The organism is Acidovorax sp. JG5 (genome assembly GCF_017939685.1).
Classification (GTDB): Bacteria; Pseudomonadota; Gammaproteobacteria; order Burkholderiales; family Burkholderiaceae_C; genus Acidovorax.
Map to the genome: position 1 here is coordinate 17,035 of NZ_JAGKSE010000030.1, position 10,720 is coordinate 27,754.

The 10,720-nt window shown below is 60.9% G+C and carries 10 protein-coding genes, 4 tRNA genes and 2 pseudogenes; 12 read left to right on the forward strand and 4 right to left on the reverse strand.

Annotation, left to right across the window (positions count from 1 at the left end):
* Positions 1–33: 33 nt before the first annotated feature.
* The 4 genes from atpA (at position 34) to J8G26_RS17730 (ending at position 4,430) form a co-directional block, all read left to right on the forward strand.
* Complete coding sequence (gene atpA, locus J8G26_RS17715; protein WP_210570550.1) at positions 34–1,587, forward strand: F0F1 ATP synthase subunit alpha; 1,554 nt, start codon at positions 34–36, stop codon at positions 1,585–1,587.
* An 18-nt stretch (positions 1,588–1,605) separates the two neighbouring features.
* Complete coding sequence (atpG, locus tag J8G26_RS17720) at positions 1,606–2,472, forward strand: F0F1 ATP synthase subunit gamma (protein ID WP_210570552.1); 867 nt, start codon at positions 1,606–1,608, stop codon at positions 2,470–2,472.
* 35 nt (positions 2,473–2,507) lie between these two features.
* Positions 2,508–3,938 carry a F0F1 ATP synthase subunit beta gene (gene atpD / locus J8G26_RS17725; RefSeq protein ID WP_210570554.1) on the forward strand — a complete coding sequence of 477 codons (1,431 nt, stop codon included), beginning with the start codon at positions 2,508–2,510 and terminating at the stop codon, positions 3,936–3,938.
* A 75-nt stretch (positions 3,939–4,013) separates the two neighbouring features.
* Positions 4,014–4,430, forward strand: a complete 417-nt coding sequence (locus J8G26_RS17730; RefSeq protein ID WP_087748109.1) for a F0F1 ATP synthase subunit epsilon — start codon at positions 4,014–4,016, stop codon at positions 4,428–4,430.
* Positions 4,431–4,539: 109 nt separating this feature from the next.
* Here the strand turns inward: J8G26_RS17730 and J8G26_RS17735 are convergent, their stop codons facing one another.
* The 3 genes from J8G26_RS17735 to J8G26_RS17745 are packed head-to-tail and all read right to left on the reverse strand — an operon-like array spanning position 4,540 to position 6,585.
* Positions 4,540–5,067 carry a TPM domain-containing protein gene (locus J8G26_RS17735; RefSeq protein WP_210570561.1) on the reverse strand — a complete coding sequence of 176 codons (528 nt, stop codon included), beginning with the start codon at positions 5,065–5,067 and terminating at the stop codon, positions 4,540–4,542.
* 2 nt (positions 5,068–5,069) lie between these two features.
* Entirely contained in the window at positions 5,070–5,978 is a 909-nt protein-coding gene (locus J8G26_RS17740) for a TPM domain-containing protein (protein WP_210570564.1), read from the reverse strand.
* A 13-nt stretch (positions 5,979–5,991) separates the two neighbouring features.
* A complete protein-coding gene (locus tag J8G26_RS17745; RefSeq protein WP_210570565.1) occupies positions 5,992–6,585 on the reverse strand; it encodes a LemA family protein in 594 nt (197 codons plus the stop codon).
* A gap of 153 nt (positions 6,586–6,738) precedes the next feature.
* On the opposite strand from J8G26_RS17745, the gene J8G26_RS17750 reads away from it, so the two are divergent.
* From J8G26_RS17750 to J8G26_RS17760, 3 genes and pseudogenes are all read left to right on the forward strand, one after another.
* Positions 6,739–7,188 (forward strand): nuclear transport factor 2 family protein, encoded by a 450-nt coding sequence (locus J8G26_RS17750; protein WP_210570566.1) that lies wholly within the window; start codon positions 6,739–6,741, stop codon positions 7,186–7,188.
* A 63-nt stretch (positions 7,189–7,251) separates the two neighbouring features.
* Positions 7,252–8,252 (forward strand): annotated as a pseudogene (locus tag J8G26_RS17755) (alpha/beta fold hydrolase).
* Positions 8,245–8,775, forward strand: a complete 531-nt coding sequence (locus tag J8G26_RS17760; RefSeq protein WP_210570567.1) for a DUF2946 family protein — start codon at positions 8,245–8,247, stop codon at positions 8,773–8,775. Before J8G26_RS17755 ends, J8G26_RS17760 begins: the two are co-directional and overlap by 8 nt.
* Positions 8,776–8,871: 96 nt before the next feature.
* On the opposite strand, the gene J8G26_RS17765 is transcribed toward J8G26_RS17760, so the two are convergent.
* On the reverse strand, positions 8,872–9,696 hold the full coding sequence (locus tag J8G26_RS17765) for a c-type cytochrome (RefSeq protein ID WP_210570568.1): 825 nt from the start codon (positions 9,694–9,696) through the stop codon (positions 8,872–8,874).
* Between the two features lie 323 nt (positions 9,697–10,019).
* Here J8G26_RS17765 and J8G26_RS17770 point away from each other — a divergent pair.
* The 5 genes and pseudogenes from J8G26_RS17770 to J8G26_RS17790 all read left to right on the forward strand — a co-directional run.
* Positions 10,020–10,095: transfer RNA gene (locus J8G26_RS17770), tRNA-Arg, on the forward strand.
* Positions 10,096–10,219: 124 nt separating this feature from the next.
* Positions 10,220–10,305, forward strand: a tRNA-Tyr gene (locus J8G26_RS17775).
* 67 nt (positions 10,306–10,372) lie between these two features.
* Positions 10,373–10,446, forward strand: a tRNA-Gly gene (locus J8G26_RS17780).
* Between the two features lie 63 nt (positions 10,447–10,509).
* Positions 10,510–10,584, forward strand: a tRNA-Thr gene (locus J8G26_RS17785).
* A gap of 74 nt (positions 10,585–10,658) precedes the next feature.
* Positions 10,659–10,720 (forward strand): annotated as a pseudogene (locus J8G26_RS17790) (elongation factor Tu); the annotation flags it as partial.

The window sequence follows — 10,720 nt, forward strand, 5'->3', positions numbered from 1 at the left end:
GTCTTCGCGAACCAAAGAAAGAAGGAAAGAGTCATGCAACTCAATCCCGCAGAAATTTCTGAACTCATCAAGAGCCGCATCGAAGGGCTGGCCGCCAGCAGCGACATCCGCAACCAGGGCGCCGTGGTGTCCGTGTCTGACGGTATCGTGCGCGTTCATGGCCTGTCGGACGTGATGCAAGGCGAAATGCTGGAGTTCCCCGCCACCAAGGACGGTCAGCCATCCTACGGCCTGGCTCTGAACCTCGAGCGCGACTCCGTCGGCGCCGTGATTCTGGGCGAGTACGAGCACATCTCCGAAGGCGACACCGTCAAGTGCACGGGCCGTATTCTGGAAGTGCCCGTGGGTCCCGAACTCGTGGGTCGCGTGGTGAATGCCCTGGGCCAGCCGATCGACGGCAAGGGCCCCATCAACGCCAAGCTCACCGACGTGATCGAAAAGGTCGCTCCGGGCGTGATCGCCCGTAAGTCGGTGGACCAACCCCTGCAAACCGGCCTGAAGTCGATCGACTCCATGGTGCCTGTAGGCCGCGGTCAGCGCGAGCTGATCATTGGTGACCGCCAGACCGGCAAGACGGCAGTGGCCATCGACGCCATCATCGCCCAGAAGGGCCAGGGCGTGACCTGCATCTACGTTGCCATCGGTCAGAAGGCTTCGTCGATCAAGAACGTGGTGCGCGCACTGGAACAAGCCGGTGCCATGGACTACACGATCGTGGTGGCTGCATCGGCTTCCGAATCGGCCGCCATGCAGTACGTCTCGGCCTACTCGGGCTGCACCATGGGAGAGTACTTCCGCGACCGCGGTGAAGACGCGTTGATCGTGTACGACGACCTGTCCAAGCAAGCGGTTGCTTACCGCCAGGTGTCGCTGCTGCTGCGCCGCCCGCCAGGCCGCGAAGCCTATCCCGGCGACGTGTTCTATCTGCACAGCCGCCTGCTGGAGCGTGCAGCCCGCGTGAATGCCGACTATGTCGAAGCCTTCACCAAGGGTGCCGTGAAGGGCAAGACCGGTTCGCTGACCGCACTGCCCATCATCGAAACGCAAGCCGGTGACGTGTCCGCTTTCGTGCCAACCAACGTGATCTCGATCACCGACGGCCAGATCTTCCTGGAAACCAGCCTGTTCAACGCTGGTATCCGCCCCGCCATCAACGCCGGTATCTCGGTGTCGCGCGTCGGTGGTGCCGCCCAGACCAAGCTGATCAAGAACCTGTCCGGCGGTATCCGTACCGACTTGGCCCAGTACCGTGAACTGGCTGCGTTCGCGCAGTTTGCCTCCGACCTGGATGAAGCCACCCGCAAGCAACTCGAGCGCGGTGCCCGTGTAACCGAGCTGCTCAAGCAGGCCCAGTACAGCCCGTTGTCCATCTCGTTGATGGGTGCCACGCTGTTCGCTGTGAACAAGGGTTTCCTGGACGATATCGACGTCAAAAAGGTTCTGAGCTTCGAACACGGCCTGCACCAGTTCCTCAAGACCAGCCATGGTGCATTGCTTGCCAAGCTGGAGCAGGCCAAGGCCATGGACAAGGATGCTGAAGCCGAATTGACCGCAGCCATCGCCGCGTTCAAGAAGACGTTCGCGTAATCCGGACGAGGAGCCATCATGGCAGCAGGCAAGGAAATACGCGGCAAGATCAAATCGGTGGAAAACACCAAGAAGATCACCAAAGCCATGGAGATGGTGGCAGCATCCAAAATGCGCAAGGCGCAGGACCGGATGCGTGCCGCCCGCCCCTACAGCGAGAAGATCCGCAACATTGCAGCCAACCTTAGCAAGGCCCATCCTGAGTACGTGCATCCGTTCATGCAAGTGAATGATGCCAAGGCGGCTGGCGTCATCGTGGTCACCACGGACAAGGGTTTGTGCGGTGGCATGAACACCAACATCCTGCGTGCGGTGACGACAAAGCTGCGCGAGTTGCAAAACGCGGGCGTCACCGCGGAAACAGTGGCCATTGGCAACAAGGGCTTCGGTTTCCTCAACCGGGTGGGTGCCAAGGTGGTTTCGCACGTGACGGGTCTGGGCGATACGCCCCATCTGGACAAGCTGATTGGCCCTGTCAAGGTGCTGTTGGATGCTTACGCCGAAGGCAAGATCAATGCGGTGTATCTGAGTTACACCAAGTTCATCAACACCATGAAGCAAGAGTCGGTGGTGGAACAATTGCTTCCACTGTCTTCCGAGCAGATGCAGGCTGGTGAAAAGGTGCATGGCTGGGAATACCTCTATGAGCCAGATGCACAAACCGTGATCGACGAGCTGCTGGTGCGCTATGTCGAGACGCTGATTTACCAGGCGGTTGCAGAAAACATGGCGTCCGAGCAATCGGCGCGCATGGTGGCCATGAAAGCCGCAACGGACAACGCCGGCAGTGTCATTGGTGAGTTGAAGCTGGTCTACAACAAGACGCGTCAGGCCGCGATTACGAAAGAACTTTCGGAAATCGTTGCAGGCGCCGCCGCTGTGTAAGCAGCTCGACATACAACATTATTGGAGCGAGAAAAATGGCTCAAGAAAATACCCCAGTGAACGCAAGCGTTCAGGGCAAGATTGTTCAATGTATCGGCGCTGTGGTGGACGTTGAGTTCCCGCGCGACCAGATGCCCAAGATTTACGACGCTCTGAAGCTCGAAGGCTCGTCCCTGACGCTGGAAGTGCAGCAGCAGCTGGGCGATGGCATCGTGCGCACGATTGCGCTCGGTTCCTCCGACGGCCTGCGCCGCGGCATCATGGTGACCAACACCGGCAACCCCATTACAGTGCCCGTGGGCAAGGCAACGCTGGGCCGCATCATGGACGTGCTGGGCGCGCCCATCGACGAACGTGGTCCCGTGAGCCAGGAACTCACCGCATCCATCCACCGCAAGGCCCCTGCGTACGACGAACTGTCGCCTTCGCAAGAGCTGCTGGAAACGGGTATCAAGGTGATCGACTTGGTCTGCCCGTTCGCCAAGGGCGGCAAGGTGGGTCTGTTCGGTGGCGCCGGTGTGGGCAAGACCGTGAACATGATGGAACTCATCAACAACATCGCCAAGGCCCACAGCGGTTTGTCGGTGTTTGCTGGTGTGGGTGAGCGTACCCGCGAAGGGAACGACTTCTACCACGAAATGGCCGATTCCGGCGTGGTGAACCTCGAGAAGCTCGAAGACTCGAAGGTCGCCATGGTGTACGGGCAGATGAATGAGCCCCCAGGCAACCGTCTGCGCGTGGCGCTGACCGGTCTGACCATCGCCGAGTCGTTCCGCGACGAAGGCCGTGACGTGCTGTTCTTCGTGGACAACATCTACCGCTACACACTGGCCGGTACCGAAGTGTCCGCTCTGCTGGGCCGCATGCCTTCCGCCGTGGGCTACCAGCCCACGCTGGCCGAGGAAATGGGCCGCCTGCAAGAGCGCATCACCTCGACCAAGGTCGGTTCGATCACATCCATCCAGGCCGTTTACGTGCCTGCCGATGACTTGACCGATCCATCGCCTGCCACCACGTTCGCCCACTTGGACTCCACCGTGGTGCTGTCGCGTGACATCGCCTCGCTGGGTATCTACCCTGCCGTGGATCCTCTGGACTCCACCAGCCGGCAGCTGGATCCGAACGTCGTGGGCGAAGACCACTACGCCACGGCCCGCGCCGTGCAAGGCACGCTGCAGCGCTACAAGGAACTGCGCGACATCATCGCCATTCTGGGCATGGACGAATTGGCGCCTGAAGACAAGCTGGCCGTGGCCCGCGCCCGCAAGATCCAGCGTTTCCTGTCGCAGCCGTTCCACGTGGCCGAAGTGTTCACGGGCTCGCCTGGCAAGTACGTTCCACTGTCGGAAACCATCCGTGGTTTCAAGATGATTGTGGCTGGCGAGTGCGATCACCTGCCAGAGCAGGCGTTCTACATGGTCGGCACGATCGACGAAGCCTTCGAGAAGGCCAAGAAGATGGCCTGATTGCGCAATGGCTGACCGGTTCCGGCCGGCCAGCCTTTCGCCGATCAAGCAACCCATCTTTTCCCAGGAGCAATGATGAACACCATCCACGTTGATGTGGTCAGTGCCGAAGAGTCCATCTTCTCCGGTGAAGCGCGCTTTATTGCGCTGCCCGGTGAAGCGGGCGAGCTGGGTGTGTACCCACGCCACACTCCGCTGATCACGCGCATCAAGCCCGGCTCGGTGCGCATTGAAATGGCCGATGGCAGCGAAGAGTTTGTTTTCGTGGCCGGTGGCATTCTGGAGATTCAGCCCGACTGCGTGACCGTGTTGTCCGACACCGCCATCCGTGGCAAGGATCTGGATGACGAGAAGGCCAATGCTGCCAAGGCAGCTGCCGAAGAAGCGCTGAAAAATGCCAAGAGCGAGATCGATCTGGCCAAGGCACAGTCCGAACTGGCCGTCATGGCCGCGCAGATTGCCGCGTTGCGCAAGTACCGCCAGAAGAGGTAAATCAGCCTTTCCGGTTGACGGCACCCCAGAAACCCGGCTTTGCCGGGTTTTTTTATTGGCGCTGAGCAATCCAGGCCGGGTGCGGGGTGCGCTTTTGGGCGCACAAAACTCATGAGATATGCGGTTCGTCAGGTAATTCGTTAGGGCGTTGCGCCGTACCAGGCTGGGCCGGGAAATGGCGGCACAGCAGGTCCGTCGCCTCGTCCACGGCCAAAACCAATCCTGGCTCGAACTGACCTGCTCGGAAGGACGAGGACATGCGCGCAACCATCTGTTGCCACTCGGCGTTGCTGACATGCGCGTGCAACCCGCGGTCGGCAACGATGTCGATGGAGTGTTCCGCCAGCAAAAGGTAGATGAGCACCCCGTTGTTGTGCTCCGTGTCCCAGACGCGCAGCTTGCTGAACATCATCAGTGCGCGCTCACGGACGGGCGCCTTGCGCAGCAGATAGCTCCAGGGCAGACCGCCTTCGACGCAGATGCGGATTTGTCCGGTGTGTCGCTGTTCGCCGGCGGCAATGCGGGTGGTGAGGCGCTGCAAGGTGCTGGACGGCAGTGCACTGCGCACGAACAGGTCGTGCCAGCGGTGCCGAAAGAGGCGGGCAATGCCTGAGAGGAAGGAAAAAGGCGCAGTCATGGTTACCAGTCTCCCGAGGCGCCACCACCCCCAAAATCGCCACCGCCGCCGGAACTAAACCCGCCACCGCCGGACGACCCGCCGCTCCAGCCACCACCACCGATGCCGCCGCCACCCCAGCCACTGCCGCCGCGCCCACGGCCGGGCATGGCTCGGGACGAGGCACTGAGCAGTGTGTAGGCCAAGGCTGCCAGCCCCGCCAATCCCGCGAGCAGTAGGCTGGTTGTGGCCACATAAGCCACAACCGCTGCAGTAGAACCCGTCAGCACCGTGCCGAGTGCATTACCGAACAGCGAGCGAATCACGGGGCCCGCCACTGCGACCCCCAGAAACAAGAAAATGGCCCATTCGCTCCAACTGATTGCGCTGTTTTCGTCCGACGCCTGGGCGGTTGCTTGCGGCTCGGGCAGGGCTTCGCCGGCAATGCGGGCGGCGATCTGGGTGACCGCGGCTTGCAGGCCGCCGGCAAAATCGCCGTCGCGAAAGCGCGGCTTCATGGCGGTGTCGATGATGCGGGCCGCTGCAATGTCAGGAATGGCGCCTTCCAGCGTCTTGGCCACCTCCATGCGCATCTTGCGGTCGTCTTTGGCCACGAGCACCAGCACGCCGTCACCGACTTCGCGACGGCCAATCTTCCAGACGTTGGCGACGCGGTTGGCGTAGCTGGCGATGTCTTCGGGGGCCGTGGTCGCCACCATCAGCACCACCACTTGGGAGCCCTTGGATTGTTCGAGGGCTGCCAGTTGCTGTTCCAGCGCCTGCAGCTGGCTGGCGTTCAGGGTGCCGGTCTGGTCCAGCACGCGGGCGGTGAGCGCGGGAACCGGTTGCAATGTGTCGGCGTGAACGCTGCCCCAACAAATTGCTATAAATAATATAGCTGTTAGCGCACGGCGGATAAGCGCTACAGGCATAAATGATCAGATATCAGGGTTTGGAAGCTGAAAAGTCCACCGCCGGAGGTGCCGTGATCTGCGCCTCGTTCTGAACGCTGAAGCTGGGCTTGGGTGCGTAGCTGAATGCCATGGCGGTCAGGTTGGTGGGAAAGCTGCGCGCGAGCACGTTGTATTCCTGCACAGTCTGGATGTAACGGTTGCGTGCCACCGTGATGCGGTTTTCGGTGCCTTCGAGCGTGACGCGAAGGTCGCGAAAGCCCTGATTGGCTTGCAGAGTGGGATAGCGCTCGGCCACCACCATGAGGCGTGACAGCGCACCCGACAGTTCGCCCTGCGCGGCCTGGAATTTGGCAAAAGCCGCGGGGTCATTGAGCGTTGCCGGCGTCACCTGGATGGACGTGGCCTTGGCGCGGGCCTCGACCACCTTGGTCAGCGTGTCCTGCTCGAAACTGGCTTCGCCCTTGACGGTGGCGACAATGTTGGGCACCAGATCGGCACGGCGCTGGTACTGGTTGAGCACTTCGCTCCAGGCGGCCTTGGATTGTTCGTCCAGGCGCTGAAAATCGTTGTAGCCGCAGCCTGTAAGCAGCAGAGCAGCCGTGAAAAGGGCAAGAAGACGTTTCATGGTGGCGGACCTGTCTCTGAAAAAGCGAATTTGCGCAAGGGTTAACCTGCCGGTGGATTCTGCAGCAAGGCAGGCGTGGCCCAGAAACCGTACCAGCACCTGCGCAGGCCAGAGCGAAGCACAATACCAGCTTCGCCACATCCCCGCCATCCCATGCCCCGTTCACGCCCAGGAGCCGCCATACTGAGCGGCTCTGCCGACGATATTGAAGCCGCGTTTTACGAAGCGTTGCAGCACGGTGACATCGAAATGCTGATGTCCTGCTGGGCGCAGGATGAAGACATTGTGTGTGTGCACCCCGGCAGTCCACGCCTGTTGGGTGCGCACTCGATTCGCGCCGCCTTTGAGTCGATGTTCAGCCATGGGGTGGTGCGGGCGACGCCCATGCAGGTGCATCGTGTGGTTGCGCTGGGCAGTGCGGCGCACAGCGTGGTCGAGCGGCTTCAGGTGACGCTGCCCGATGGCGTGCACCAGACCGTCGTGATGGCGACGAATATGTACCACAAGACCCCGGAAGGCTGGCGCATGGTGGCGCACCACGCAAGCCCCGGTGCGGCGCTGGATGCCCAGGCGCTGGATTCTGAGCGGCCGGTGCTGCACTGAGCATTGCCCGCCCGCGAGGGAGATTGCATGCCTGCAAAGATCGCCGAGAGCGGACAAGGTGCCCTGAGCTATGTGGCGCCGCGCTGGTTGCTCGGTGGGCAACTGCAAACGATCTGGCCGGCGCTGCCTTATCGGCGCGAACGCTGGACGACGCCCGATGCGGATTTTGTGGATGTGGATTACCTCGACGATGGTATCCCGCCAGGCATGCAGCGTCCGTTGTTGGTGGTTTTCCATAGCCTGGAGGGATCTTCTCGCAGCCACTATGCCGAGGCTTTCGCCGATGCGGCCCGCGAGCGGGGCTGGGCTTGCGCGCTGCCGCATTTTCGCGGCTGCAGCGGTGAAATCAACCGGGCGCCACGAGCCTACCATGCGGGCGACCACGAGGAGATTGGCTGGATGCTGGCACGCTTGCGCAGTGCCCATCGGGGGCCGCTGATGGCCGTGGGATTCTCGCTGGGAGGCAACGCGTTGTTGCGGTGGGCGGCGGAGGCTGGCGAACAGGCTTGCCGCAGTGTGGATGCCGTGGCCGCGGTGTGTTCCCCTCTGGATCTGGCGGCAGGGGGCAGGGCGATCGGCCGCGGTTTCAACCGGCAGGTATACACACGCATGTTCATGCGGACGCTCATTCCAAAAGCCCTGCAGAAACTTGCACAGCATCCGGGCCTGTTTGTTCGGGACACGGCTGTTGAAGGCCCGTGATCTGCATGCGTTTGACAACGTGTTCACGGCGCCGCTGCATGGGTTCAGAAACACCGAGGATTACTGGCGCCGCGCTTCCGTGAAACCACTGCTGCACTGCATTCGTATCCCGGCTTTGGTGCTCAATGCCCGCAATGACCCTTTTGTGCCGGCGGCAAGCCTGCCTACAACCTGCGAGGTGGGGCCGTATGTTCATTTGTGGCAACCCTTGCACGGTGGCCATGTGGGCTTTGCACAGGGGCGAATGCCAGGGCATGTGCGGCGCCATGCCGGACCTGGTGGTGGGATGGCTGCTGCAGTATGCCGTTGCATCGCCGTGCTCGGGCATCGAGCTGAACGGAGCACAATCAGCACATGGATGATATCGTCAAACAGGCGCTTGCGAAATGGCCCCATGTGCCCGATTGCTACGGCTGGCTGGGCCTGGACGCCCGTGGGCGGTGGTATCTGCGTGACGATGCCGTGCAGGCGGCAGGCCCCTTTCCCCAAAGCAGGGGTTCTTTGCTGCAACACGAGAAGCTCATTGAATTCATCCACCGCAATTACGAGCACGATCCTCACGGGCAGTGGTTTTTTCAGAACGGCCCTCAGAAGGTGTATGTCGAGCTCGAGTGCACACCTTGGGTGTGGCGGATCGAACCCGACCTTTCGTTGGTGGCGCACACGGGCGCCAGAACCATTGCCACAGGCTGCCTGCAGGATGAGTGCGGCCGCGTCTATCTCGGCTCCGCCCTCGGTGTGGGGCTGGTTCACACCCTGGATATGGAAGCCGTTGCGGATGCCGTTGAAAAGGGGATCTGGTCGCCGCAAGCCGTGAGCAGCACCGATCTTCCCCAGCAATACGGTTTTGTGGTGAGCCCGAAGGTGCGCAGCACGCTTGTTTGAGCTGCCGTTGAGGGTGGTCGTCGTCCAGCGTGGGCAAAAAAGCCGACCACTCGGGTCGGCATTGTTCGGGGCGAGTCTTCGGAGTGGGATGGGTGCTTACTTGGCTGCAGCAGCCATGTATTCCACTGCTGCACGCAAGTCTGCATCCGAGGCTTGTGTACCGCCTCGGGCTGGCATGCCGCCCTTTCCTTGAACCGCACTGGCATATGTCGCATCAATGCCGGCGGCAAGGCGAGGAGCCCAGGCGGCCTTGTCACCGAACTTGGGCGCACCTGCTATCCCGGCACCATGACACACTTGACAAGCTTGCTTGTACAAATTTTCGCCATTGGCCGAGGCCGCAGCGGGTGCGGCCGCCACCGGTGCTGTCGCAGCAGCGGCTGGCGTTGCCGTTGCTGCAGGTGCTGCTGCCGCAGGCGCTCCAGGGGCCGCGGGCTCGGCAAACGTGGAGCCGCCGGCGTTTGCCATAAAGGCCACCGCACGGGCAATTTCGGTGTCATTGAATTCGCCACCACCTTGGGGTGCCATGGCATTCTTGCCCTTGAGTGCGGACTGAACCAATGCGTCAAACCCACTCTTGATGCGCGGACCCCAGGCGGCGGCATCTCCCAGCTTGGGTGCGCCGGCTGCTCCTGTGGCGTGGCAAGCGGCGCATTGGCCCTTGAAGACTTCCTCGCCGCCGCGTAGTGGGCGGTTGGCATCACGAATTTCCACCATGCCAACCTTCTGAATGCGCTCGGCGATGGCCTTTTCGGGATTGACCGCGCCAGCCGCCGTCTTGTTGTCAGAGGTCACATACAAGACTAGGCCAATGATGGCAAAGATCGGAATCACAAACGAAAAAATGACCGCGAACAACAACTGCTTGGGGTTTTTGATCGGGCCGGTGTGCGCTTCTTCGTGATGTTTGTTATCGCTCATGACGTCCTCAGGTGTATCGGGGGCTTGATGAAATCAACCTTTAATTATAGGTGTGATGATGTGACGCCTGCGCTGAGCGTGGCGTCTTCCGGGTAGAGGCGTAGAGGCTGTGAGCGAAACGCGGCCCCGGGTGGTGAGGCGTGAGGGAGTTCCGTGCTATCCACTGAACGACCTGAACGCAGGTGCTGATGTGAGGTTGGAGTGATGGAGCGAGCGCGGAGCCTGCACGCAGCGGAGGCTCCTCGTTCGGTTCGCCATGGCTATGTGGATGTTGGAAGGCCGTGCTCGTGCAATAATCGTAGAGTTGATTCGGTACATCAAGTGCGGCTGTAGCTCAGTGGATAGAGTATCGGCCTCCGAAGCCGAGGGTCGTGGGTTCGATCCCCGCCAGCCGCACCAGTGATTCACGCCAATTGCCTTTGTTCTGAAGGTGCTGGTGAGGGTATGTCGTTATGTCAAATCGCGATGTTGCTGTGCAACTCGGCGATAAGGCAAAATTTAGTGCTATAATTCGAAATTCTTCGGAGGGGTGCCCGAGTGGCTAAAGGGGGCAGACTGTAAATCTGTTGGCTTACGCCTACACTGGTTCGAATCCAGTCCCCTCCACCAGTTTTGGATGATGTGTCAAGGTGCTCGGCGTTGGTTTGGCGGCGTGAAAGTGGTGAATGCTGCTTGTGCGGGAGTAGTTCAATGGCAGAACCCTAGCCTTCCAAGCTAATGACGCGGGTTCGATTCCCGTCTCCCGCTCCATTGTCTGTTGGCTGGTTTGTAGAATTTGAAAAGTCTTTGGTGCTGCCTCGGTGGTTCCAAATGGCCCATGTGGCTCAGTGGTAGAGCACTCCCTTGGTAAGGGAGAGGTCGCGGGTCCGATTCCCGCCATGGGCACCAATTTGTGGTGCGTCCGAGTTCGGTTGCGCCGAGATCCTGTTGTGTTGGCATAGATTTTTTTCGGAGTCGGAAAAATGGCAAAAGGCAAATTCGAGCGCACCAAGCCCCACGTCAACGTGGGCACCATCGGTCACGT

Excerpts from the sequence above, each read along its gene's own strand:
- atpA (WP_210570550.1), top strand. The coding sequence starts at position 34 with ATGCAACTCAATCCCGCAGAAATTTCTGAACTCATCAAGAGCCGCATC.
- atpG (WP_210570552.1), top strand. The coding sequence starts at position 1,606 with ATGGCAGCAGGCAAGGAAATACGCGGCAAGATCAAATCGGTGGAAAAC.
- atpD (WP_210570554.1), top strand. The coding sequence starts at position 2,508 with ATGGCTCAAGAAAATACCCCAGTGAACGCAAGCGTTCAGGGCAAGATT.
- J8G26_RS17730 (WP_087748109.1), top strand. The coding sequence starts at position 4,014 with ATGAACACCATCCACGTTGATGTGGTCAGTGCCGAAGAGTCCATCTTC.
- J8G26_RS17735 (WP_210570561.1), bottom strand. The coding sequence starts at position 5,067 with ATGACTGCGCCTTTTTCCTTCCTCTCAGGCATTGCCCGCCTCTTTCGG.
- J8G26_RS17740 (WP_210570564.1), bottom strand. The coding sequence starts at position 5,978 with ATGCCTGTAGCGCTTATCCGCCGTGCGCTAACAGCTATATTATTTATA.
- J8G26_RS17745 (WP_210570565.1), bottom strand. The coding sequence starts at position 6,585 with ATGAAACGTCTTCTTGCCCTTTTCACGGCTGCTCTGCTGCTTACAGGC.
- J8G26_RS17750 (WP_210570566.1), top strand. The coding sequence starts at position 6,739 with ATGCCCCGTTCACGCCCAGGAGCCGCCATACTGAGCGGCTCTGCCGAC.
- J8G26_RS17760 (WP_210570567.1), top strand. The coding sequence starts at position 8,245 with ATGGATGATATCGTCAAACAGGCGCTTGCGAAATGGCCCCATGTGCCC.
- J8G26_RS17765 (WP_210570568.1), bottom strand. The coding sequence starts at position 9,696 with ATGAGCGATAACAAACATCACGAAGAAGCGCACACCGGCCCGATCAAA.